This is a genomic window from Desulfatitalea tepidiphila (genome assembly GCF_001293685.1).
GTDB lineage: Bacteria > Desulfobacterota > Desulfobacteria > Desulfobacterales > Desulfosarcinaceae > Desulfatitalea > Desulfatitalea tepidiphila.
This window is the reverse complement of sequence record NZ_BCAG01000001.1, coordinates 764,190-787,887: the sequence shown is the minus strand read 5'-3', so window position 1 is coordinate 787,887 and position 23,698 is coordinate 764,190. Positions and strand designations below refer to the sequence as shown.

Genomic DNA, 23,698 nt, shown 5'->3' with positions numbered 1-23,698 from the left:
CGGCCGATATTGATGAGCGAGGCTCCACATTACCTTTTACGAGGGGATGACGCATGCAGGAAACAACATTTCTGGAAAACAATGAAACCATGATGGAGAACCTGAAAAATATTCCGGTCCTGGAGAAATTTGACGATCAGGAACTGAACAGATTGCTGGAGATGAGCAAAATTCGAAAATACAAGGCCGGGGAATGTATCGTAGAAGAGGGGCTCTCCGATACCTGGCTCTATTTCTTGATGTACGGTCGGATCAAAATCACCAAACAGGGCAAAGAAATTGCCCTTCTATCGCGCAGAGGAGAGGTTTTTGGCGAAATGGGCGCTCTGGACAGCTCCCGGCGCTCGGCCTCAGCCCATGCAGTGACCGACACCGTCTGCCTGGCCACGGATATTTTCTATCTTGAAAAACTGACCGGCAACGAAAAGCTCGCTTTCGGCTATGTGTTCTATCGGCTGATGTCGGAAATCCTTTCCCGTCGCCTGCGTCAAACCACCGAGGCTTTCATTCAGGCCAAGGGCCGCATCAATCTGAAGTTCTGGTAACCGTCAAACCGGTCGCCTTCGGCCAGGCGACCGGCCGGTATCACACCGCTTCCAGGTCCCGGACACCTTGCAAAACGGTATCGAACAATTCCTGGATCTGCTCTTCGTCCACGCAGGAAAAAGCCACCCGCAAATCATACTTGCCCAAAGCGATGAGTCCCACCCCGTACCGATCCAGCAGATGCACCCGCAACGGTTCGGCCTCGACCGTTTTCAACTTGAGGCACATAAAATAACCTGAATTGAAAGGATAAACCGACCAGGCCGATGCGTACCGCTCATCGGCCAATACCGCTTTGACCCTTAAGGCACGCGCCTTGAGGATTTCGAACTTTTCAACCATTTCGTCCTGGATTCGCGGGTCCTGCATGGCCTTGAGCAACAACGTCTGGCCCAAATGAGACGCATTGGATATGTTCCCGCGCACGCATCCGGCCGTTTTACGCTCCAGGGCGTCATAGACCGGCAGTGGGTCACCGCTGCAAGTGAGGCCATATGTGATGAACCCGATGCGCAAACCCCACACGAAATACTCTTTGGTGGCTCCGTCCAGTTTCACGGCCAGAAGGTTCGCGTGTCGACCGCACAGCTTGGCGAAGAGGGATTCTTTCTGGATCTGATCGTCGTAAAACAAGCCGAAATAGGCGTCATCGAGCACCACCAGCAAGCGAGTCCCTTTGGCCGCGGCCCGGGCAAGGATCTCCGCAATGCCATCGGATTCCGCCCCTGTAACGGTGTATCCCGTTGGATTTTGAGGAAAGTTCAGCAAAACGACGATCTTCTCATGCGTCTTGGATTCTTTGGCGATGGCCGCTTCGAAGGCGGTCAAGTTGAAGCCGCCGTTTTCGTCGAAAAGCGCGTAATGGCTCAACCGCGCGCCCTTGCGCACGCCGAAGATCATGTTGTAATTGCCCCACATCATATCGGGCATCAAAATTACATCTCCCGGATCGACCCATACGTCCGCAAACGTACTGATCGCATGGGTGATGCCACAGGTGACCACCGGCAAACTGATCTTCCGGTCGGCCAGCGTCGGATTTTTACGGCGCAAATCCTCCTGCCAGCGCTTGCGCAATGCCGGTAGTCCAAATGAAGGCGCATAGGTGAGCGCTTCGCTCGGCGCAATACCGTCCAGCGGATCCATGATGCTTCGGAAGCACATGGTGTGACCGGATTCTTTGGCGATTCCGATCGTCGCGTTGATTCGATGCGCCTTTTCCTTTGCCTCTGCGCTCTGGCTCAGGATGCCTTTCGGGAAAAACAGCTGTCGGCCCACATTGGACAGCATTTTCCAGACGGGGGTGCTGTCCTGTCGAATGATCTGATTAAGTTCCTCGGCAAGCGGATTCATCTTACGGCTACTCCCGGTGTTCCGTTGGTCAATAAAAAAACCCCGCCCAATGCCTCAGGGCGGGGTCAATGGATTGCGCCTGAGGGCATTAGCGGCTTGCGCGCTTGGATGCTTTCAGCGGATTGATTTTCGCTTTGGCGGTCACAACGGTGTTGGTCACATGGGTGGCCAGGTTGCAATTGCCTCTTTTCCACTTATGGGCCGGCTCCGGGCATGCCGTACAATACCAGCCGGTGCTCAGCTGGACAGCGCGGCTGCAACCCTGGCAGGCCTCCACGATTTCATAACAATGCCCGCCATTGTATCCGCGCCCCTTGGCAGTCATGAAGGCACATTCGGAACCCTTACGGATGGTTTCACAAATCATTACAATCACCTCGTTTATACGAAATTTAAACAAAAAAAAGCCGGATAAGCGCTCATCCGGCTATTTTTCCAGAATTACGTCCGGATGCCCTATAGTCAAGGCTGACAACCTTGTCAAGGAATATTTTAATGTTACCAAGCCGGCATTGCAAAAAAGGTGATGTTGTTATACATCCGGCTTGCCGAAGGACAAATGTGAAAAAAAGATGACCCCAAAACCCGATACCCAACATATACTCAACGAGGCCGCGGCCGTTCTCGAATTGGAGGCCGAGGGCATCCTGGCCATGAGCCGCCGGATCGACCATCGGTTCGTCCAAATGGTCGACCTGATTTGCAACTCCAAGGGCCGTGTCATCATCGCGGGGATTGGCAAATCAGGTATCATCGCCCGAAAAATTGTCGCTACCCTCAACAGCACAGGCACTCGCGCCCTGTTTCTGCATCCGGTGGAAGCCATGCATGGCGATCTGGGCATGGTCAGCCCGGAGGACGTCTTTATCGCCCTATCCTCTAGCGGGGAGACGGATGAGCTCAACATTCTGCTCCCCCGCATCCGCTCGGAAGGTTGCCCGATTATCGCCTTCACCGGTAACGGCAAATCGACCCTTGCCCGCCACAGCGACTTCATTATCGATGTGGCGGTGGAAAAGGAGGCCTGCCCGCTGGGGCTGGCGCCCACCAGCTCGACCACCGCCATGCTGGCCATGGGAGACGCCCTGGCCGTCGTGCTGATCAACCGCAAGCATTTCAAGCCCGACGACTTCAAGCGGTTTCATCCTGGCGGCGCACTGGGACAGCGGCTGGCACGCAATATCGGCGACCTCATGCTCACCGGCGAGGCGGTGCCCGCGATTCGTGCGGGGGCATCCATGAGCGCGGCCATAGAAGAGATCAACCGCCACAGCTTGGGCGTTATCCTGATCACCGATGCCTCTGAACGCCTGGTCGGCATCATCACCGATGGCGACATTCGGCGCGCCCTGGCGGACCAAAAAGCCCTGGCGACCATGACCGTCGACCAAATCATGAGCACCAGGCCCCACAGTGCCCAGGAGGACATCCCGGCCTACGATGCCCTCAACATCATGGAACGTCACCAGATCACCGTTCTACCGATCACCGATGACCAAAAAAGGGTCAAGGGCGTCCTGCATTTGCACGATATACTGGGAAAAGGCGAATTTAAATTCAACGGCACGTGAACCGACGGCCGAGGAGAAATCGGATGACCATAGAATTGATCGACACCACCATCACCAAGCTGGGGAAGGCCGGCATCACTTCCCCTTTGTTCAATCGGGGCGGTACATCACCCGCCTTCGTGCGTGACGAGAACCAGGTGCTGGTGCATATTCATGCATCGGAAATTGAAGAACTTTTCAAGGATCAAAAGACCCCGCCGACCTTTGAATTAGCGGGCCCCCGCGAAAAAATCTACTTCGATCCCAGCAAATTGCGCTGTGCCCTGGTCACCTGCGGCGGCTTGTGCCCGGGCCTCAACGACATCATCCGTTCTGTGGTCCTGGAGCTCTACTACCATTATGGTGTTCGTAACATCTATGGCATGCGCTACGGTCTGCAGGGATTTATCCCCAAATACGGTCACGAAGTGATCGACCTGGAGCCCAGCGCGGTCACCAATATCCTCGATCGGGGAGGTTCGATCCTCGGCTCTTCACGAGGACCCCAGGATATCGATGAAATTATCGACTGCCTGGAACGGATGAATATCGGCATTCTTTTCATGATCGGGGGAGATGGCACGCTCAGGGCCGCGGTAAAAATCGCCGACGCCATCCTGGCGCGCAACCTGAAAATCAGTGTCGTGGGCATTCCCAAAACCATCGACAACGACATCTACCTCATCGCCAGATCCTTTGGCTTCGATACGGCGGTGGAAGTCTCCACCCAGGCGATCATCGGCGCCCACAACGAGGCGGCCGGCTACCCCAATGGCATCGGGCTGATCAAGTTGATGGGCCGTCATTCCGGGTTCATTGCCGCAACGGCCGCCCTGGCCCAACAGGACGTCAATTTTGTCCTGATTCCGGAAGTGGATTTCGATCTGGAAGGACCCGAGGGATTTTTGGCGGCCGTCGAGAAACGGCTGGAATCCAGAGGTCATGCCGTCATTGTGGCCGCAGAGGGTGCGGGACAGAAATTTTTTGAGAGCCTACCCGAAGAACGCGATGAATCGGGCAACATTCGTCTCAACGATATCGGTATCTATCTGAAAAATCAGATCTTGAAATATTTCAAGGCCAAGGATATCGACATCAACATCAAATATATCGATCCGAGCTACATGATCCGCAGCCTGCCGGCCAATGCCAACGACAGTGTATTTTGCGGGTTTTTGGGTCGCAATGCCGTACATGCCGGAATGGCCGGTAAAACCAAACTGGTCATCGGACGTTGGAACAATCACTTCGTCCACATTCCCATGGAGGCAGCCACCAGCCAACGCAAACAAGTCACCCCAAAAGGCGAACTATGGTCGGCGGTCCTGTCGGCCACCGGTCAGGGGTCCCTGAAGAATCCGGAGTAACGACCGCCAGCCGCTTTAAAGATCTCCTAATAGCCGGGAAATGACGGCGGCATGCTTTGCAGCCGCCCCGCGATGGGCCAGAATAGCGCGACGAGCGGCTTTGCCCGCAGCATCCGCTTTGAATGGATGGCGCAACCAATCGCTGGCGACCTCGGCCAATTCACCGACATGCTGAACGGTCACCCCTCCACCAGCTTTTTCGATGAGCGTCCGCGCATCGGCGAAATCCTCCATGGAGGGGCCGAAAAGCACTGGTTTGGACCACATGGCCGGCTCCAGCACATTCTGTCCCCCCTTGGGCACCAGGCTGCCGCCGCAAAAGACCAGGCTGGCCACACTGTAAATCGCCGCCAGCTCACCGATCGTATCGAGCAAGACGACTTGAGCGCTTCTCTCGCATCGGGGCGGATCGAGCGTGGTGCGGCGTTGGCAGGGAAAACCAGCCGCCTTGATGCATTCTTCGATGTCGTCGATATGGTTGAGGTGGCGCGGCGCAAGAATCAGGATCGCTTCGGGGCAGCTTTGCAAAATGCGGGCATACGCCTCCAATACGATTTTTTCCTCGTGGTGGCGGGTACTTCCGGCGACAATGACCGGCGCCGTATCGGCCAGGTTTAAGAGCCTACGGGCCCATTGTCTTGCAGCGTCACCCGCTGCCTGGGGATCCGGGCTGTCGAATTTGGCATTGCCATGGACCTGAATTCGTCTCCGATCCGCGCCCATGGATTCGATGCGGACCGCGTCGGCCGACGAAATCATGCTGAAACGATCGATACGGGAAAGGGCATGGCGCATGAGGGGTTTTATTTTTCGATAATTGTGGATGGACCGTACGGAAATCCGGCCATTCACCATGGCGATACGGATCCCTTTTCGATGGGCACGCTCGATCCAGTTGGGCCAGATTTCGGTTTCGAGGAAGACCAGCACATCCGGACGCACCATTGTCAGCGCCTGGTCGACCGGCCAGGCCAGATCGATGGGTGCGTAAAAGAATTCGACCCGATCACCCAGTTGAGACCTGGCGCGTGCGAGTCCCTGCTTGGTCGTACAAGAAAGTGTCACATGGCAATCGGGTCTGAGCTCCCACAGCGGCTTTAAAATGGCTGCGGCCGCCCCCACTTCTCCGACCGACACGGCGTGCAACCAAACCCTGGGTCGCGCCTCGTGTGCCACCCGCAACGACTGCGGATATCGCCCCATGCGTTGGCGAAACCGCTCGTTTTCCTCGCTTTTATTTCGGTAATAGAGCCATAACAGCGGCGCCAGGGTGAGACCGGCGCCCGTACCGACGAGGTTGTAAAGAAAAAAAGAAGGCGTCATGGCAACGCGACTTCGACAAACTTGTCGCCCTTGATCCTGAGCAGGCTGAGACGCTTGATCGCTTCGCCATTGCCCGAAAAGGCCGTCGCACCGGTCACCCCCCGTGCCAGATAGATGTCCTTCATGGCATCCCGCAACTCTTGGCGCATCTCTATCTTGCCCCTGGCCATTAAGGTCAGAATCAGGTTCGTCGTGTCGAATGCAAACGCCTCCATCACGCCAGGTTCATGACCGTAAATGCTGCGATAGGTGTCGACAAACCCGCGCACTGCTTCCGAGGAGCTCTCCTTGAAAAATCCGTCGACCATGACCGCATCCTGGGCATATTGCCAGGACATATCGATAAGCTGTTGCGAGTGCCACAGGTTGGTACCCACCAGGTAGATATCTTCCACATCATGGTAGGCCAATTGGGGTAAAATCAACCCCGTCGCTTTTGGGGCATCGGGAATGAACAAGACATCGAAATCGACATTGGATTTCTTTCGATCTTCTGGTGTTATGCGACCAATGGCCGGACCTTTAACGCGATCCTGATCGGGGTCTTGAAAAAACAACCCGGTCATCCGCGTCACCGGATCGGAAAGGACATCGGCCAGGTTTTCGGTATTCACCGAACGCCGGTGGTAATATGGATTGGATTCCACCTGGACAACGGGTTTTGCACGCAAATCCGAAGGCACCTCATAATGGGTGCCCACCAGTTTTTGGATCGTGACCGCAAAATCGGTCTGCTGGGGATCATATCCCTCGGCACCGACCACCCGTCCGCCCTGCCGGTTCACCTCATCCCAGAACAACCTCATGAAAGTGGTGCCATAGGATTCGCGAGGGTACATGATGGCAAAACTGCGCAGGTAAAGATGGTGCACGAAATAGTCGACAAGGGTCCTCACCTGATCGTGAGGGGAAATAAAATGACGAAATACAAAATCTCCGACCTCCGTGATTCCCGTCTTTTGGGTAAATGTCACTATGGGGATGTTCAAGCGCTGGGCTTCGCTCGCGGCGGCCGATGCGGCGGCAATGGGACCGATGATCACCCCGGCACCTGCCTGCACCAATTCCCTGACGCCCTGAACGGCGATGTCATCCTCGGAAGCTGTGTCTTTAACGACCAGTCGCACGGGCAGTGCGGTTTCTCCGGTTTGAAGCAGACTCAACGCCATTTCCACCGCATTGAGTGCACGCCGCCCATAGGTTTCGTAAGGGCCGCTCAACGGCAGGAGGCATCCGACCGTATAGGGTTCAAAATGAAGTCGTTCGGTAAGCTGTCGAATCCATTCGGCGGCGGCTTGATCGAACGGATGGCCTGGAAAGGCAACTCTAAAGGCCGATAACACTTCCAGGGCGGTGGTGTAGTTGTGACGCTCAATTTCGGCCGTTGCGTATCGATAAATCAAAAAACTACGTATCTGGCGATCCTCTATACGGTCCCAAACCGCATCGATGGCTTGGGGATCCAGTCGGGCAATCGACTCCTGAAGGTGCGCCCGCCACATCTCGTCCTCGGGCGGGGGTATATTTTTATAGATCAAATAGGCATACAGCGTCGCGTCCGCCGAATCACCCACCACCTGATAGAGATGGGCCAATCGCTTCCAGATGTCGATGCTCAGGTTCATTTCAGGCCCGTTGGACAAAGCCTCATGACAGAGAGCGATGGCCTCGGGGATCCGGTTGGATTTCACGTACAGGTCCGCGATGCCCAAACGGGCGCGGTCGGCCGCCGGACTTTGGGGAAACAGCGCCATTGCACGCCGATAAAAGGCCTCCGCCGGGCCATCCTCTCCCCTTTGAGCATAAATACTGCCGATCAGCTGCCAGGCATTCGGCGCAAACCTTCCCTCGGGATACTGACCGAGATAATTTGTAAAAATCGTTTGGGCGCGATCCAGATCATTTCTGGATAGGGCCTCCTCGCCCTCGAGGAAGAGAGAATCGCCGGCTTCCATGGGGCGCATGGTCGGCTCGGGTGCCGTCGTTGGCTGAGAGACGCATGCGCCGAGCATCATGGACAGAAAGATGAGCCGAAGCCAGTTGTGGATTGCTTTATGATGATGCAAATACTTCTGTTGCACGCCGTCACCCGATCCCTTGAAAGAAGCCTTCTTTGAGAGCCAACATACACCAAAAACAAAAATTTTCAAATAGTTGATCGAATTTTACCCATATAGATCAGCAACCTTGACAGAGCACTTTGTAAAACAATATAGTGGCCGAATCAATACATCAAAGAACAAAAGGGCCCCCGATTCAATACAAAGTAGGTCTCGAACAAAAAGCAATCTGTCAGGGCACTGTCGGTCCTGAAGCCGACGCAAGCATGGACACAAAGGCGGATGATCATGAAAATGAGATTTTGGATAGTGGTTTGGCTTTTTCTGGCGATTGCAGTACCCCATGTCGAAGCCGATTTCTATCGTTACGTCGACGAACATGGCAATGTCCTTTACACCGACGATTTGAGTAAAGTACCCGTCGAGCAGCGGGACAAAGCCCAGAGTTATGAGGACTCCCGGAGTGCAGCCCCTGCAGCCGTGACAGAGACGAAAACGGACGAGAGTCAACATGACGCCTCATGGGCAGTGGGCAGCAGCCTCGAAAATGAACGCCAGTCCATCCAGGCCCGGGAAAAAGCCCTGAACGACGAATACAACATTCTGATGAAAGAGCGCGCCGCCCTCGACCAGGAAAAGCAAGACGCCGTCACACCGGACCAAATCAAAGCCTACAACCAAAAAATCGTCGAATTCAATGCCCGTATCCAGGCCTATGAGGAAAAGCGTGCCGTTTACGCCGATCAAGTGGCTGCGTTTAATGAAAAATTAAAGTCGGGACAGCAGGAATCCCAGAATCCATAAGGAGGTGAACCCATGGCGCGTATCGCCCCATCGGACTTCAAAAAGGCATTGGCTGTCGGACGCCCGCCCAACATTCAAGCGTTGTTTCCCAACTCCAATGCACTGCTGGTCAGTGGCAAGTTCATCGACCTGGCCATGCTGGCCAAAGGCAAAAGCATCTGCATGGCGGCCAACGGCCGTAACACCTTCGTCATTCGTGGGGCGCTGCGTGCCGCACAACGCGCCAATGCCACGCTCATCATCGAAATCGCCAAATCCGAGGGCGGTATCGATGCTTACTGCCCGATAAACTATTGGAACATGGCACGAACGGTCGACGCACTGTGCAACGAAATGGACATCAGCGTACCGGTAGCCATCCACGCCGATCATTATGGGATCAAAAATCAAAAGGATATTCTGACGGCCAAGACAGAGATCCCCTCGATGTTTGACGCAGGCATTACTTCGATCGCCATCGACGCCTCCCACATGCCCGACGCCGACAACCTCCTGGCCAGTCTTGAGCTCAATCCATTTGTACCCGAGTGGGCCGGTCTCGAAACGGAAGTTGGTGAAATAAAGGGCAAAGAGGGCCTATCTACCAAGGAGGAAGCCCTATTTCTGATCCAGGGGCTCAATGCCCACGGCGTTTTCCCCAACTGGATCGCCCTGAATAACGGCACCACCCATGGCATTGAAGCCAGTGACCAGGGGATCCAGGTCGAACTCACCGCGGAAATCCATGAAGCCCTCACCCCGTACCATGTGTCCGGTGCGCAGCATGGCACTTCGGGTAACAGCTCGGATCGCCTGCGCCAGATTGCCCAGAAGACCCGTACGACCAAAGCCAATGTGGCCACCGCCCTGCAGATGATCTCCTGGGGAGTGGAGGTCAACGACTACGGCAACGCCATTCTGGATGCCAACGGTGGCTTCATCAAGGTCAAGGACCAGGGCATGAGCGAGGAGATGTGGACCGAGATGCAAGCTTACGCCGAATCCAAAGGCTGGAAGGGAGGCAACTACAAAAAGCTCAATCTGCCCTTCGAAAGCAGACTTCTGGCGCAACCCAAGGAAATCCGGGAGCGAATGGCCGACCGCGTCGAGCAATTCGTCTATAATATGCTGGTCAACGTCCTCAATGCCCAGGATACCGCTGAACTGGCCATCGACCAGATCCTGAAAACAGCAAGCCATGACCCCGGTCCCAAGGCTAAACGCATCGAAGATCCTACCGAGTGGACCCCTGCAAAAATTGTGGAACGCGCCAAATCCATCGACGCCGATAAAGGACCTAAAGGTAATTTCGAAGATTGATCGACGATCAAAAAAATTAGCGAGGAAACGGGGGCACGCATGGCGTGCCCCCGTTTTTTCGGCGCGTCGGAATTCCCACGCCAGTTAATTAATCTAATACTTTCTGGATGTTATAAAATTCCAAGATAGAAGTTCTATTTTTTTCTTAAGTCCCAACCGCTAATGCCGATATCCATACCGGAGGGACTTAAAATGTATATTCAAAGTTATCAAATCCACAACGTCCTCGATGTCTATCGCAAGCGACTCAGCCGGTGTTCGGGTCAGAAGGCGCCTTCACTGTCAGGGGATTCATCTGCCCGTGATCGCGTCGAATTATCGGGCAACGGCCAACGGCAGGCCTTGATCGACCAGGTAGCAACCGAAATCGTGGATCGCATTGCCCAAAACGGTCCCCAAAATCGATTCGAGGAAACCCTGCTACGAAACATGGACCGCCCCCGCGTCAACGGATCGGTACGATCGGCAGAAAGAGACATTGAGTTTACCTACACGACGATTGACGAAAACGATCAAAAAACGATTAACTCCCTTCCGGTCAGACACTTCAATCCACTGATCGATAAACAACTGGCCCGGCAAGCCGGGGCTGATCCGACGGGAAACGAATTGGCATGAAATGCGTGCGTGAGATAACGGGAAAGCGATGGTCCGATGACTGCTTGACCGCAAATGGCGGCTGTTAAGGGGAAGCCGGAAAAGTTGGATACGCGCGAAGGACACGTGCAAAAGGGGGACCACCATGATTGACCAGATTAATGAAGGATCGTTGCGAACGGCTGTCAAAATCGAATCCATTGGTTCGGCTTATGACAAGCAAACCGCGCAACAACAAGCGGCAGAGACCAGGCAGGTCAGACCGGTCGAAAACTCAGAGGCCGGCGCTAAAACCGATAGCAAGACCTCGCAGAAGGAAGACCAAACCAAATATGTGATGGAAGACGACACCCTGGTGTTCGAAAAGTACAACCAGAAAGGCGACCTCATCTTCCGACTGCCGCCGGATTACAAACCGGTTGATGAACACGCCTGATCCCTTCTGGCCATGATCTCATCCCCCGCTTTTTTCCTCTGCCGTGGACAGGTGGCATGACGTTTCATCCCCCTCTTTCGCGGCCGACCACAAGCATTCCATCTCTTGCCTGGGAACCTCGCCGAGCTGTTTGCCCTGATCGGACGCCATCTTTTCCATCTTTTTGAATCTCTGGATAAATTTTGAGGTGGACGCGGAGAGCGCGCTCTCGGGGTGAACGCCGAGCAATCGCGCGACGTTGATCATCGTGAAAAGAACATCGCCGAATTCCATCCTGACCCGGTCGAGATTCCCGGATGGTTCTTCGGGCAACTGGTGCACCTCCTCCTTGAACTCCTGCCATTCGGCTTCGGTCTGATCCATGACACCCGCAGGGGTATCCCAATCGAAGCCGATACCAGCCGCCCTTTCGGAGATGCGGTAGGCCCGCATCAGGGCAGGCAATCCCGACGGCACCGAATCCAGGATGGAGCCCGCATCCTTGCCCTTCTCCTGCTGTTTAAGCTCGCGCCAGCGCTCCTTCACCTGGGCGGCGTTCTCCAATTTGTCCGATCCGAAGACATGCGGGTGCCGGTGAATCATTTTCGCCAAATTTCGGGCCAGGACATCGGTGGGCGAAAACCGCCCTGCCTGCTGGTAGAGATACATCAGAAAAATCACCTGAAACAGGACGTCGCCCAACTCTTCGAGAATCGCCGGCGTGTCGTCGGACTCGATGGCCTCGACCAGTTCGAAGGCCTCTTCGATGAGATAGACGGTCATGCTGCGGGGTGTCTGTTTTCGGTCCCAGGGGCAGCCATTATCCCCACGCAAGGTCGCAATCAGCTCGAATAAGGCGGCAAAAGTCGGGGTGGGCGTCAACTCTTTTTGCGTTGCCACGATTGTTTCAATTCCTTTAAATGTTCGCTGAATAGCTTTTTCATGTCCACGGAGGCGACCCGAACCATGGTCGTACTGATCACCATGGTGTGCCTCACGATCAGGGAATCTCTCAGCAAGCTGGAATTTTTAGGTAAAAATGCAGTCAGCAGGATCACGATGACCGACACGATGAGAACCCCTTTGAGGGTTCCGAAAACCAGTCCGCACAGCCGGTCGGTCCATCCCAGAAAAACGATATTCATCAGGTACTTGATAATCACACCGACGGCACTGACCGCCAGATAGATCCCCACGAAGAGGATCAGACATCCGAGGATATTGGCATAGCTCGGGTCATCGATCCATCGCCGGAGAAATTTTGCAAGCCACGGATAATAACTATAGGCCGCGTAAAATCCGGCCACCACGCCGACGATCGATGACAGTTCCTTGATCAACCCTCTGAAAATTCCACGAACGAGGCAGAATCCGATGATGGTTGCCAGGACAATGTCGAGCAGGTTCACGGGTCACCTGAGTATCTTTGGCTGTTTCGCGAATCACCGGCGAAGCCGGCAGTTAAAGAAAAGGGAAACGCTAACAGAGGCCATGGCATTGGTCAAGTAGCTTGCGCTCAAAACAGGGACTCTAACTGAATGCTATTCATTAGATCCGGCCCGGCTTTCATTAAAAATTGAAATGCTGTTTGCATTCAGCAATGAAGTTTTATATTCTCCACAGTTATCTCATGCCGATCATGGCAGGGTGACATCTGATTCAAGTCAGCAAGACCAAAGGAGCGAGTCGAACCAAGGCGGCCCATGAGCGTTTCCGACTACCAAACCAAGATCACGTTCAGTGACGTAGAACTGTCGCGACAGCTGTTCGGCGAGCACAACGGCCATCTGCAACGCATCGCCCAGGCGCTCTCCATAACGATCCAGGCGCGCGGCAGCACGGCCCATTTGCAGGGCGAGGAAATTTCCGTTCGATTGGCCCAAAACCTGATGACCCAGCTGTATGGATTGCTCAAAGCGGGTTACCCGATTTATGCCACGGATATCGACTACGCGATACGCGTTCTCAGTGCGGACGATCGGGCCAGGTTGAAGGACATTTTTCTCGACACGGTTTACATTACGGCCAAAAAACTGGCCATCACGCCCAAAAGCCGGGCCCAAAAAGAGTACATCGATGCCATCCGTCAGCACGATATCGTTTTCGGCATCGGACCGGCCGGCACCGGCAAGACCTACCTGGCCATGGCCATGGCCGTGGCGTCGCTGTCCAAGGGCCAGGTGAGCCGGATCATCCTGACCCGCCCGGCAGTGGAAGCCGGCGAGGCTCTGGGTTTTCTGCCCGGAGACCTGGCCGAGAAGGTCGATCCCTACTTGCGCCCCCTGTATGATGCCCTGCACGACATGCTGCGTTTTGAGAAGGTCACCAGTCTGATGCAGCAAGGCGCCATCGAGGTAGCCCCCATCGCCTTCATGCGCGGGCGAACCTTGAACGATTCGTTCATCATTCTGGACGAGGCTCAAAACACCACCTCGGAACAGATGAAAATGTTTCTCACCCGCATCGGATTCAGCTCCAAGGCGGTCATCACCGGAGACATCACCCAGATCGATCTCCCTCCCCACAAGACATCGGGATTGATCGAAGCCAAGGATATTCTGGCCGATATCGAGGGGATCCGAATGGTCTTTTTTTCCCAGCGGGATGTCGTACGCCATCGGCTGGTACAAGAGATTATCCAGGCTTACGAGTCAGCGACGGACCGCAAAGCGCTGACCCCAAACGGCGTCTATCAACGCCAACCCATCGGCCAACCCATGGATAGACCGGAGCCATCGAAAATCGATCGGTCCCAAACTGGTCCATCGAAAATGAGTCCACCAGAGATGGGCCAGATAGACCAAACGCTCCATTCGATCCTGGACAAATAGGCAGACGCATCGCCATGAGTGCCGACCCCAAGCGCATAAAAATCTCTCCCGACACCCTGGAAAAACGCCTCAAGTGGTTGATGCTGGTCCTGGTGACTGTGATTTTCTTAATCCTGTTGGCACCCAATCTTGTGGTTCATCGACAATCCTATGACCTCGGGGATATCGCTGATCGCGACATCAAAGCATCGCGCGACTTCTTCGTCGAAGACCGGGCCGCCACCGAAGCCAACCGTCAACACATCATCGAACAGATTTTGACGGTCTACGACCACGATCCTCGGATTGCCGACCAGCTGACCGAAAAGGTGCGCACCGCCTTCGCCAGGATGCGCAAATCCCTTACAGAGCTCGAGAGCACGATCATAACCCCACCGGCCGACAGCACCGATGAGACTCCGGCGACGCCACCCACGGTCGATACCGCCAGCCAGCGCCTTGAAAATGCGATGATGGTGCAAAAAGAGACCTTCGCGACCCTGCTCGGCATCGACATCAGCCGGGGCGCTTTCCGGTTGTTGATCAGCGAGGGGTTCGCGCCGCCCATTGCCGAGACCATCATCCGCATCGTCACCGATATTTTGAACAACGGCGTGGTGGCCAACAAGGAAATCCTGCTCAAAGAGGTCGACAAGGGCATCCTCCTGCGCGATGTGGTCTCCCAAAAAGAGACGACCGTCTATTCACTGCGACAATATTACGGTCCGGACCAGGCCAAAACCATGGTGCGCATCATTGCCGAGCCACTGGTCAAAAATTTCAATTACAATGTGATCAACCTGATCGTCGATGTCAGTCAACAACTGCTCTACCCCAATATCACCCTGAATCATAACGAAACCGAGGCCCGCAAAAAGAAAGCCCTGGCCGATATCAAGCCGATCATGTACAAAATCAAGGCCGGCGAAATGCTGCTGCGCGAAGGCGAACGGGTATCGGCGGTCCAACTGCTCAAATTGCGGGCCATGGAGGACCAGCACGAATACCGGCACGTCTTCACCAGTGCCCTGGGTGCCGCCCTCGCCCTGATCACGCTGATCCTGGTGCTGTACGTGCTCTATTTTCATCAACCTCGATATGCGCGTCACAACACGACGAAAAACCTGCTTTTCATGTCCCTGATGCTGGTGTTCGTCATGGTGATGGTGAAAATCGGAGTCGTCCTCTCGACGGCACAGTTGTTCGGCGGCATCTTCTCCATCCCAAGCAGTTCGGTCGTCTATGCCATACCTGTTTCGGCCGTCAGCATGCTGGTGTGCCTGGTCCTCGGATTCGAAATGGCCATCCCTTTCGCGCTGGTTTCGGCCGTCTGCACCAGTCTGTTGTTTGGCGGCCGCTTCGACGTGTTCCTATTCTTCGTGATCCCCAATGCCATGGCCGCCTATTGGGTCCAACGCTGCCGGGAGCGTAAAGTCGTCATATCGGCGGGTACCAAGGTGGGATTGATCAATGTATTGCTGGCCATTGCCTTTGGCTTCTATAATTCGAGTTACGGCGGCATTAACCTCCTGTGGGACGGCGCGTTCGCGTTCGTCGGCGGCATCACCGCCAGCGTCATCACCTTGGGTGTCGCGCCGTTGGTGGAGATGCTTTTTCGCTATACCACGGATATCACGTTGCTCGAGCTGGCCAACCTGGACCGCCCCATCCTGAGGCGGTTGATGATCGAGGCGCCGGGCACCTATCATCACTCGGTCATTGTGGGATCGATGGTCGAAGCGGCCGCCGCCGAAATCGGTGCCAATCCGCTTCTGGCCAAGGTATGCGGGTACTATCACGACATCGGAAAGGTCAAGAAGCCGCTGTACTTCATCGAGAATCAAACCGACGGACGCAACAAGCACGACAAGCTGGCCCCTTCCATGTCGAGCCTGATTCTGATCGCTCATGTCAAAGACGGCATCGAGATCGCTCAAAAACAGAAACTGGGCCAGATCATCATCGATACGATCCAGCAGCACCACGGCACCAGCCTCATCCACTATTTCTTTGAAAAGGCCAAACAGCTCAAGGGGGAAGACGCCGTAAAGATCAACGACTTCCGCTATCCCGGTCCCAAACCGCAAACCAAGGAGGTCGGGCTGGTCATGCTGGCCGACGTGGTCGAAGCCGCTTCCCGCACCCTGGAAAACCCGACCCCGGCCAGGATTCAAGGACTGGTGCAGCACTTGATCAACAAGGTCTTTTCAGACGGACAGCTGGACAACTGCGAGCTGACCCTCAAGGATTTGCACAGTATCGCAAAAAGTTTTAATAAAATATTGTACGGCATCCACCATCACCGCATCGAATATGCCGATTCCGGCGCCAAGGAGAGCAGCAAGGTCAAAAATGGCAGTACTGATCGACAACCAACAGGAAAAGCACCCAATAAAGATCAAAGCCGTTCAAAAGAGCGCCCGGGTCATCTTAAACGCCTTGGGCTGTCCTGACGGCGAACTGTCGCTGGTGTTGGTCGATGATGCGCAGATCGCCCGCCTCAACGAAATGTACCTTCAACACCAGGGTCCTACCAATGTCATCTCTTTTCCCATGCGGGAGGGTGAGCATACCAATATCCATCCAGAGCTGTTGGGGGACGTCGTCATATCCATGGACACATGCGCCGAAGAGGCCCTGGCGGCGGGCATGGACACGGAGCTACGCTTCTATGAACTTTTGATTCACGGCATCCTGCACCTGTTCGGCTACGACCATATTCATTCGGAGGATGAAGCCCGGGTGATGGAAGCCAAGAGCCGGGAACTTTTGGCGCTGATCGGGGCATCGCCGTCACCTGAATAATCCGAAAGCATTTACCAGGGGGGAATACTATGGCCGGGTTAACAGTATTGGTGGACCATATCGCCACCTTGCGCGAAACCATGCAATCGCCGCGCCCCGACCCCGCGGCGGCCGCACTCCTGGCCGATATCGGCGGTGCAGATGGCATCGGCGTGTATTTGCGAGAGGACAGGCGTTACGTCCAGGAAAAGGATGTGCGCCTCTTGCGCCAATCGATCCACAGTCGATTGGTGTTGTATATGTCGGCCAGCCCCGAGATGGTGGGCTTTGCCCTGGACGTCCGGCCCGAAAGGGTGGTGCTCATGCCGCCGATAGACGAGGAGGATCAAGGCGACAACGGCATGACGGTGCGCACCTATGACAAAAATCTCCTCGAGGTGGTCGACACCCTGCAGAGCAACGGCATCAGTGTGGGTATCACCGTCGCACCGGCACCGGAGCAGATCAAGGCCGTACACCAGGTGCATGCCAACTGGGTGCAGATCTTCAGCGGCCGACTTGGTGCGAGTAAATCTCCGGCCTCCCAAGGCCAGGAGTGGGACAAAATCGTCGATGCAGTCAAAATGGCCCATCGTCTGAGGCTTCACATCGCCGTGGGCGGCGGGCTCGATTACCGTCTGATCAAGCTCTTTTCCGGATTGTCCGAAATCGATGAATTCAGCCTGGGCCGCAGCATCATCGCCAAAGCCGTTCTGGTGGGCATGGAAAGGGCGGTGCGGGATATGGTGGCGTTAATTCGTTCATTATGACAAAAGGCGCAGGAGGGCTCCCATGCGAATTTTAACAGCGGCTGAGATGCAAACCATGGATCGCCTGACCATCGATGAGATCGGCATTCCCGGCCGATTGTTGATGGAAAGCGCCGGCCGTGGCGCCACCCGCTGTTTTCTCGAACGGATCTACCGTGCCAGGGGCCGGGTCGGGGTCGTGGCTGGAAGGGGCAACAATGGCGGTGACGGCTTCGTCATGGCGCGTCATCTCGCCCAGCGAGACATCGAGGTAGAGGTGTTTTTGCTGGCCTCGCGTGACCGCGTCGGCGGCGATGCCCAAACCAACCTCGCGTTGCTGCAGGATCTAGGGGTTCCCGTCATCGAGATGCCGGATGACGCCGCCTTGGCCGCTCATCAGCGTCGCATGCGCCACATCCATTACTGGATCGACGCGATCTTCGGCACCGGCCTGAACGCCGAAGTGCGGGATTATTTCCGTTCGGTGATCGACTTCATCAACAGCCTGAACCGCCCCGTGTTCGCGGTGGACGTGCCATCGGGTCTTCACGCCGACACCGGCCAGCCCTGCGGTATCTGCATTCGTGCCGCGGCCACGGCCACCTTCGGCTTTGCCAAAATCGGCCACGTCATCCAAGCCGGACAGAGCGCCTGCGGCGTGGTGGACATCATCGATATCGGTATCCCGAAGAAAGTCGCCGACAGAAGCACCCCGCGCCATCATCTGGTGACGGGCGATCTCGTTCAAACGATCCTTCCCCGGCGTCGACCCGACTGTCACAAGGGCGACACCGGCCATGCATTGGTCGTCGCCGCCTCCCCGGGCAAGACCGGCGCGGCGGCCATGGCCGCCACTTCCGCCCTGCGGGCCGGCGCCGGGCTGGTCACTCTGGGAATACCCCAACGGCTCAACCCGCTCTTGGAGACCATGGTGATCGAGGCCATGACCCTGCCGCTGCCCGACAACAGTGGCGGCGCCCTGACCGAAGCGGCCTTCGACGCCATTGTGGACATATCAAAAAACATGCGTTCCATCGCCATCGGCCCCGGCCTCGGAACCGACCCCGAAACCCGGGCTCTGGTCCATCGCATGGTGCGGCACGTGCCCCTTCCCATGGTCGTCGATGCCGACGGCCTCAACCATCTGGTGGGCCACCTGGAACTATTAAAAGAACGTGACGCAGCGACCATCCTCACGCCCCACCCGGGTGAAATGGCACGGTTGATCGGAACCACACCGGCCCGGGTTCAAGCGGACCGCATCGGTGCCGCACGCGATCTGGCCGTGCAATGCCGCATCCATGTCGTTTTAAAAGGCGCCCGTACCGTTATCGCCGATCCCGACGGCGTGGTGTGGATCAACCCCACGGGCAACCCGGGTATGGCCAGCGGCGGCATGGGAGACGTCCTCACGGGCGCCGCCGCCGGACTGCTGTCCCAGGGGTGCGCTCCCCTGGACGCCGCCATCTCCGCGGTTTATCTTCACGGGTTGGCGGCCGATTTGCTGGCCGCCGATGCCCGGCAGGGGTTCCTGGCCACGGATGTCATGAACGCCCTGCCCCGGGCCATCCAAACTGCCCTCGACGATCCCATGCCGCCCATCGTCAACGGCCCCTGGTTGTAAGGCGCCTGCCGCCATGAAATGGGACATCGTCACCCATTCACCGGAAGAGACCCGGGATTTCGGTTGCGCTCTGGGTCAGCGGATTCGACATGGCCTGACCATCCGACTCAACGGCGACCTGGGCAGTGGCAAGACCTGCCTCGTCCAGGGGCTGGCGCGTGGACTGGCCGTGCCCGAGGGATACGACATTACCAGCCCGACCTACACGCTGATCAACGAATACCCCGGACGCATGCGGTTCTACCACGCCGATCTGTACCGCCTCGAAGCCGGGGTGGACGCCGAATCCCTGGGTCTCGGCGAGCTGTTCGATACACCGAGCGTCCTGGCCGTGGAATGGGAAGAGCGACTGGATGAAAGCGAATGGCCCGACATCTCGCTGAAGATCGAATTGCTGACCCGGGACGACGAAACCCGCCGGATCCGCCTAATTGGATATGGACTTGAAACCGACAATTTGATAAGGGAGACGCTCGAAAATTGGAGCCCGACCGGTCTCAGGACACCGGCGTTTCGGTGTAACCCCCCATCAATACAACGTCTAAAAGGAAAGCGTATGGCGTTAGTCGTTCAGAAATACGGCGGCACCTCGGTGGCCAACATCGAGCGGATCAGCAATGTGGCACGTCGGGTTGCCAGGACCTACGACCAGGGCAACGACGTGATCGTCATCCTGTCGGCCATGGCCGGCGTCACCGACGGCTTGATCGCCCTGGCCCATCAAGCCGTCGAGGAACCGGACAAGCGGGAGATGGATGTCCTGCTGGCTACCGGGGAACAGACCACGGCGGCCCTTCTGGCCATGATGCTCAGGGCCAAAGGGTACCAGGCGCAATCCATGTTGGGTCACCAGGCCGATGTGGTCACCGACTCCGCTTACGGTAACGCACGCATCATAGAGATCGGTGCCAAGCCATTACGCAAACTGATCGATAGACACACGATCGTGGTGGTGGCCGGTTTTCAGGGGTATGACATCAAGGGTAACATCACGACCCTCGGCCGAGGCGGCTCGGACACTTCGGCCGTTGCCATTGCCGCAGCCGTCAAGGCGGACGTTTGCGAAATTTATACCGATGTGGACGGCATCTACACCGCCGATCCCAACATCTGCCCTAAAGCGCGCAAGCTCAAATCGATCTCCTATGACGAAATGCTCAACATGGCCAGCCTGGGGGCAAAAGTACTGCAGATCCGTTCAGTGGGATTTGCCAAAAAATATGATATTCCCGTGCATGTTCGTTCATCTTTCAGTGAGGAGGAAGGTACCATGGTGGTCAATGAAGATTCGGGCATGGAGCAGTTGTTGGTGTCCGCTGTGTCGCACGACAAGAATCAGGCCCGCATAACCATCACCAAGGTCCCTGATCAGCCTGGGATCGCGGCGAAAATCTTCTCCCCCATATCCGAGGAAGGCATCGTCGTGGACATGATCATACAGAACACCCGCCAGGGCGGAAAAACCGACATGACCTTCACGGTGCCCAAGGTGGATTTCAAGCGCACGATGCAGATTACCCAGAAAGTGGCCGGGGAGATCGGCGCCGAAGAGGTGATGGGCGATACCGACATCGCCATGGTCTCGGCCATCGGAGTCGGCATGAAAAACCATTCCGGCGTCGCCTCGGTGATGTTCAACACCCTGGCCCGGGAGAACATCAACATCCTGATGATCAGCACCTCAGAAATCCGCATCTCCTGCGTGATCGAAGAGAAATACACGGAACTGGCCGTGCGCGTGCTGCACACCGCCTTCGGCCTCGATGATGAAGAGACGCAGGTGTGACGGTGGCGTCCGGAAACGACTTATAAGGAACGATTTGACCAAAAACCGCAAACGCTCGGCCGTCCAATGAAGGTGCCCCGATTCAGTCCCGATCAATTGTTACTGGTCTTGCTGGTGGGTCTGGTCATTGCCGGACTGGGGGTGTGGCGCTACGTGACACTCCCATGACAGTCTCCCTGGATTAGATTTTCCGCGCAACTCGGATATCGGGTAAGTTGGCCATTTGTGGATGGGCGCTATAGGCGCTTGTCCGCCATCGCGGCCAGCGTGGCATCGATCTCCTCGCCAATGCGTTGAGCCGCTGCCACCGGATCGTCCGCATCCCTGATGGGACGCCCCACGACGATATAATCGGCCCCCCGGGCGACGGCCATGGCCGGGGTCACCACACGCCGTTGATCGTCCGCGGCACCCGATCCCCAATCCGGCCGAATCCCGGGCGTCACCGCCAGAAAGCCTTCGCCGAGCCGGGATTTGATCTCGGCGGCTTCAAGGCCGGAACACACCACACCGGCGCAACCGGCGGCTCTGGCCATCTCGGCCTTGAACATCACCATTCGCCGACTGTCATCGGCCAACTCCCCGCGATACCCGGCCCCACGTAAATCCTCGGAAGAGACGCTGGTCAATAGCGTCACGCCCAACACGTCCACTTTGCCCCGGCTTCCCCGCACGGCCGCCTCGAGCATGGAGAGACTTTCGCCACAGTGCACCGTGGCCAACTCCACACCCATCGCGGCGATGCGCGCCATGGCGCGTTCCACCGTGGTGGGAATATCGTGCAGCTTCAAATCCAGAAAAACAGCGACACCCGCACGGTTCGTCAACCAATCGACCAGGGCCGGGCCACTGCTGATGAACAACTCCAATCCGACCTTGAACATGCCCACGTGTCCACGCAATCGCGACACCAGTTTTTTGGCATCGGCGGCCGTGGGCACATCCAGGGGAAATACGATACGTTCCTTACCTTTTTTCATCGACCAAGCATCTTTCTGCCGTTCAATGCCCTTTTCGGATCCGGGCCCCGTACATCAGGGAAGACGAAAAGTCGATCACGGTCGATTTGAAACGCCCACCGATGGCGGCCGGGCCGGTCGGCAAGGCCGGCAACCCTGCGCAACGGCTAAAAAAAATTGAATATTCAATCGAAATTGTGATAATTAGCAATTTAACGGTTGAACTTCAAAGCATTTTTATATTGAGTGTCCATCCAGCCATGACCGTCACCCCATGTGGCGGTCTTGAATCCTTGAAGGTTGAACCCATCGATGACAACGTCACAGCGATACCATGTAGCTGCGGGGAGCTTTTACACCAGTGCATCGAAGCCGTTGCTCCTGCAGGCCTATCTGGGCACCTGTGTCGGTCTTGCACTCTACTGCAAAGAGACCGGCATCGGAGGCATGATTCACTTGCTGCTGCCCGAACCGGTATCTGTGTCAAGTATGGCCCAACCTGAAAAATATGCCTCCACCGGCGTTCCGATGCTCGTCGACGCAGTCCTGAAAATGGGCGCCAAAAGGGAAGCCATAATTGCCACTATCGCCGGTGGCGCACTGGTGGGGCCGCTGAGCGATCAGGACCTCGCCCTGGATATCGGCGGCCGCACCGCGGAAAAAACCCGCGACATCGTGGAAAAGCTGAAGATCGACATCCTGCGATCGGAAACCGGCGGCTTTTTCACCTGTTGCATGAGTCTGGACATGGCCAACGGCAATTGCACCATCGAGCCGGCGGGCCAGGCCAAATTGGTATGGGATGAAAAGGTTCATGTACCCACCGTGGCCGAAATCAAGGCGGCGGCCGAACATTTGCAGCCGATTCCACAGGTGGCCCTGAAGGTGCTGCGCATGATCGACGAGGGCACCCAGGGTATCGAACAGATCGCCGAAGAGATTCGCAAGGATCAGGTCATCACGGCGCGAACCCTCGGCCTGGCCAATTCGGCCCTGTTCACCAAAAAGAAGAACATCGAGTCTCTCGACCACGCGTTGGTCTTTCTGGGCCAGGACCAGTTGGTCAAATTGATCCTGTCGGCTGCAGTTCAAAGCTTTTTCGAACAATCGTCCATGGGGTATTCATTGTGCAAGGGCGGCCTCTACCATCACGCGGTCGGTTGTGCCCAGGTGGCCGAGGCGCTGGCCAAAAAGACCCAAAAGGTAACGCCCCAAAAGGCGTATACCGCCGGATTGCTGCATGACATCGGCAAAGTGGTCCTCGACCAATATATCGCTCCCATGTATCCGCTCTTTTACCGTCAAGCCATGGAAGGTCATCAAAATGTGCTGGACATCGAAAAGCGCGTTTTCGGCATCGACCACACTCAGGTGGGCTGGATGCTGGCCGAGCAATGGTCTTTACCTGAATCTCTGACGCATGCGGTGCGTTATCATCATGACCCGGACAAGGCGAGTCCCCATGCCCTGTTGACCATCGTGGTCTACCTGGCCGATCTGCTCCTGTCACGGTTCCAGATCGGCATAGAAATCGAACGGATCGATACCCGAACGCTGTCGACCCTCATGGCCCGACTCGACTTGAGTACCGGAAATTTCGCAGATCTGGTCGACCTGATTCCGAGCACTGTTTTTAACGACGCCGTGGAAGCCTGCGTCAAGGCCGCATAAA

General features: G+C 56.2%; 21 protein-coding genes. 14 read left to right on the top strand and 7 right to left on the bottom strand.

Going from position 1 to position 23,698, the window contains the following annotated elements:
• Positions 1-53: 53 nt before the first annotated feature.
• A complete protein-coding gene (locus tag DFT_RS03405; protein ID WP_054029812.1) occupies positions 54-545 on the top strand; it encodes a Crp/Fnr family transcriptional regulator in 492 nt (163 codons plus the stop codon).
• Between the two features lie 40 nt (positions 546-585).
• Here the strand turns inward: DFT_RS03405 and DFT_RS03400 are convergent, their stop codons facing one another.
• Entirely contained in the window at positions 586-1,899 is a 1,314-nt protein-coding gene (locus DFT_RS03400; RefSeq protein WP_054029811.1) for an aminotransferase class I/II-fold pyridoxal phosphate-dependent enzyme, read from the bottom strand.
• An 88-nt stretch (positions 1,900-1,987) separates the two neighbouring features.
• On the bottom strand, positions 1,988-2,266 hold the full coding sequence (locus DFT_RS03395) for a PxxKW family cysteine-rich protein (protein ID WP_054029810.1): 279 nt from the start codon (positions 2,264-2,266) through the stop codon (positions 1,988-1,990).
• A 205-nt stretch (positions 2,267-2,471) separates the two neighbouring features.
• Here DFT_RS03395 and DFT_RS03390 point away from each other — a divergent pair, with 205 nt between their 5' ends.
• Positions 2,472-3,470, top strand: coding sequence for a KpsF/GutQ family sugar-phosphate isomerase (locus DFT_RS03390; protein ID WP_054030075.1), 999 nt, complete (start codon positions 2,472-2,474; stop codon positions 3,468-3,470).
• Between the two features lie 23 nt (positions 3,471-3,493).
• Positions 3,494-4,816 (top strand): ATP-dependent 6-phosphofructokinase, encoded by a 1,323-nt coding sequence (locus DFT_RS03385; protein WP_054029809.1) that lies wholly within the window; start codon positions 3,494-3,496, stop codon positions 4,814-4,816.
• Between the two features lie 15 nt (positions 4,817-4,831).
• Here the strand turns inward: DFT_RS03385 and DFT_RS03380 are convergent, their stop codons facing one another.
• On the bottom strand, positions 4,832-6,139 hold the full coding sequence (locus tag DFT_RS03380) for a 3-deoxy-D-manno-octulosonic acid transferase (protein WP_054029808.1): 1,308 nt from the start codon (positions 6,137-6,139) through the stop codon (positions 4,832-4,834).
• Complete coding sequence (locus tag DFT_RS03375) at positions 6,136-8,220, bottom strand: ABC transporter substrate-binding protein (protein WP_054029807.1); 2,085 nt, start codon at positions 8,218-8,220, stop codon at positions 6,136-6,138. Before DFT_RS03375 ends, DFT_RS03380 begins: the two co-directional genes overlap by 4 nt.
• Before the next feature lie 267 nt (positions 8,221-8,487).
• Here DFT_RS03375 and DFT_RS03370 point away from each other — a divergent pair, with 267 nt between their 5' ends.
• The 4 genes from DFT_RS03370 to DFT_RS03355 all read left to right on the top strand — a co-directional run bounded on the left by DFT_RS03370 (position 8,488) and on the right by DFT_RS03355 (position 11,335).
• Positions 8,488-9,003, top strand: coding sequence for a DUF4124 domain-containing protein (locus DFT_RS03370; protein WP_054029806.1), 516 nt, complete (start codon positions 8,488-8,490; stop codon positions 9,001-9,003).
• Between the two features lie 12 nt (positions 9,004-9,015).
• A complete protein-coding gene (locus DFT_RS03365; protein ID WP_054029805.1) occupies positions 9,016-10,302 on the top strand; it encodes a class II fructose-bisphosphate aldolase in 1,287 nt (428 codons plus the stop codon).
• A gap of 192 nt (positions 10,303-10,494) precedes the next feature.
• Entirely contained in the window at positions 10,495-10,920 is a 426-nt protein-coding gene (locus DFT_RS03360) for a DVU0524 family FlgM-associated protein (protein ID WP_054029804.1), read from the top strand.
• Positions 10,921-11,044: 124 nt separating this feature from the next.
• Positions 11,045-11,335, top strand: a complete 291-nt coding sequence (locus DFT_RS03355) for a hypothetical protein (protein ID WP_054029803.1) — start codon at positions 11,045-11,047, stop codon at positions 11,333-11,335.
• A gap of 18 nt (positions 11,336-11,353) precedes the next feature.
• Here the strand turns inward: DFT_RS03355 and mazG are convergent, their stop codons facing one another.
• Together mazG and DFT_RS03345 are read right to left on the bottom strand one after the other, a co-directional pair.
• Complete coding sequence (gene mazG / locus DFT_RS03350) at positions 11,354-12,214, bottom strand: nucleoside triphosphate pyrophosphohydrolase (protein WP_235506162.1); 861 nt, start codon at positions 12,212-12,214, stop codon at positions 11,354-11,356.
• Entirely contained in the window at positions 12,193-12,723 is a 531-nt protein-coding gene (locus tag DFT_RS03345; protein ID WP_054029802.1) for a CvpA family protein, read from the bottom strand. The genes mazG and DFT_RS03345 overlap by 22 nt, the downstream gene beginning before the upstream one ends.
• Positions 12,724-13,017: 294 nt before the next feature.
• On the opposite strand from DFT_RS03345, the gene DFT_RS03340 reads away from it, so the two are divergent.
• Genes DFT_RS03340 through DFT_RS03315 form a run of 6 tightly spaced genes read left to right on the top strand, consistent with a single transcriptional unit; the run spans position 13,018 to position 21,067 of the window.
• The gene (locus DFT_RS03340) at positions 13,018-14,145 is read left to right on the top strand and encodes a PhoH family protein (protein ID WP_083453289.1); all 1,128 of its coding nucleotides are present in this window, start codon (positions 13,018-13,020) and stop codon (positions 14,143-14,145) included.
• Between the two features lie 14 nt (positions 14,146-14,159).
• The gene (locus DFT_RS03335; RefSeq protein WP_054029801.1) at positions 14,160-16,577 is read left to right on the top strand and encodes an HD family phosphohydrolase; all 2,418 of its coding nucleotides are present in this window, start codon (positions 14,160-14,162) and stop codon (positions 16,575-16,577) included.
• Positions 16,477-16,929: an rRNA maturation RNase YbeY gene (gene ybeY, locus DFT_RS03330; protein ID WP_054029800.1), complete on the top strand. Its 453-nt coding sequence runs from the start codon at positions 16,477-16,479 to the stop codon at positions 16,927-16,929. Before DFT_RS03335 ends, ybeY begins: the two co-directional genes overlap by 101 nt.
• Positions 16,930-16,958: 29 nt before the next feature.
• The gene (locus DFT_RS03325; protein ID WP_054029799.1) at positions 16,959-17,678 is read left to right on the top strand and encodes a pyridoxine 5'-phosphate synthase; all 720 of its coding nucleotides are present in this window, start codon (positions 16,959-16,961) and stop codon (positions 17,676-17,678) included.
• Between the two features lie 22 nt (positions 17,679-17,700).
• Positions 17,701-19,281, top strand: a complete 1,581-nt coding sequence (locus DFT_RS03320) for a bifunctional ADP-dependent NAD(P)H-hydrate dehydratase/NAD(P)H-hydrate epimerase (protein ID WP_054029798.1) — start codon at positions 17,701-17,703, stop codon at positions 19,279-19,281.
• 13 nt (positions 19,282-19,294) lie between these two features.
• Entirely contained in the window at positions 19,295-21,067 is a 1,773-nt protein-coding gene (locus DFT_RS03315) for an aspartate kinase (protein ID WP_083453288.1), read from the top strand.
• Between the two features lie 236 nt (positions 21,068-21,303).
• Here the strand turns inward: DFT_RS03315 and pyrF are convergent, their stop codons facing one another.
• Entirely contained in the window at positions 21,304-22,047 is a 744-nt protein-coding gene (gene pyrF, locus DFT_RS03310) for an orotidine-5'-phosphate decarboxylase (protein ID WP_054029797.1), read from the bottom strand.
• A gap of 291 nt (positions 22,048-22,338) precedes the next feature.
• Here pyrF and DFT_RS03305 point away from each other — a divergent pair, with 291 nt between their 5' ends.
• A complete protein-coding gene (locus DFT_RS03305; RefSeq protein ID WP_076750328.1) occupies positions 22,339-23,697 on the top strand; it encodes an HDOD domain-containing protein in 1,359 nt (452 codons plus the stop codon).
• Position 23,698 lies beyond the last annotated feature (1 nt).

What these genes read in the sequence shown, in the direction of transcription:
- DFT_RS03405 (WP_054029812.1), top strand. Translation starts at nt 54, where the DNA reads ATGCAGGAAACAACATTTCTGGAAAACAATGAAACCATGATGGAGAAC.
- DFT_RS03400 (WP_054029811.1), bottom strand. Translation starts at nt 1,899, where the DNA reads ATGAATCCGCTTGCCGAGGAACTTAATCAGATCATTCGACAGGACAGC.
- DFT_RS03395 (WP_054029810.1), bottom strand. Translation starts at nt 2,266, where the DNA reads ATGATTTGTGAAACCATCCGTAAGGGTTCCGAATGTGCCTTCATGACT.
- DFT_RS03390 (WP_054030075.1), top strand. Translation starts at nt 2,472, where the DNA reads ATGACCCCAAAACCCGATACCCAACATATACTCAACGAGGCCGCGGCC.
- DFT_RS03385 (WP_054029809.1), top strand. Translation starts at nt 3,494, where the DNA reads ATGACCATAGAATTGATCGACACCACCATCACCAAGCTGGGGAAGGCC.
- DFT_RS03380 (WP_054029808.1), bottom strand. Translation starts at nt 6,139, where the DNA reads ATGACGCCTTCTTTTTTTCTTTACAACCTCGTCGGTACGGGCGCCGGT.
- DFT_RS03370 (WP_054029806.1), top strand. Translation starts at nt 8,488, where the DNA reads ATGAAAATGAGATTTTGGATAGTGGTTTGGCTTTTTCTGGCGATTGCA.
- DFT_RS03365 (WP_054029805.1), top strand. Translation starts at nt 9,016, where the DNA reads ATGGCGCGTATCGCCCCATCGGACTTCAAAAAGGCATTGGCTGTCGGA.
- DFT_RS03360 (WP_054029804.1), top strand. Translation starts at nt 10,495, where the DNA reads ATGTATATTCAAAGTTATCAAATCCACAACGTCCTCGATGTCTATCGC.
- DFT_RS03355 (WP_054029803.1), top strand. Translation starts at nt 11,045, where the DNA reads ATGATTGACCAGATTAATGAAGGATCGTTGCGAACGGCTGTCAAAATC.
- DFT_RS03340 (WP_083453289.1), top strand. Translation starts at nt 13,018, where the DNA reads ATGAGCGTTTCCGACTACCAAACCAAGATCACGTTCAGTGACGTAGAA.
- DFT_RS03335 (WP_054029801.1), top strand. Translation starts at nt 14,160, where the DNA reads ATGAGTGCCGACCCCAAGCGCATAAAAATCTCTCCCGACACCCTGGAA.
- ybeY (WP_054029800.1), top strand. Translation starts at nt 16,477, where the DNA reads ATGGCAGTACTGATCGACAACCAACAGGAAAAGCACCCAATAAAGATC.
- DFT_RS03325 (WP_054029799.1), top strand. Translation starts at nt 16,959, where the DNA reads ATGGCCGGGTTAACAGTATTGGTGGACCATATCGCCACCTTGCGCGAA.
- DFT_RS03320 (WP_054029798.1), top strand. Translation starts at nt 17,701, where the DNA reads ATGCGAATTTTAACAGCGGCTGAGATGCAAACCATGGATCGCCTGACC.
- DFT_RS03315 (WP_083453288.1), top strand. Translation starts at nt 19,295, where the DNA reads ATGAAATGGGACATCGTCACCCATTCACCGGAAGAGACCCGGGATTTC.
- pyrF (WP_054029797.1), bottom strand. Translation starts at nt 22,047, where the DNA reads ATGAAAAAAGGTAAGGAACGTATCGTATTTCCCCTGGATGTGCCCACG.
- DFT_RS03305 (WP_076750328.1), top strand. Translation starts at nt 22,339, where the DNA reads ATGACAACGTCACAGCGATACCATGTAGCTGCGGGGAGCTTTTACACC.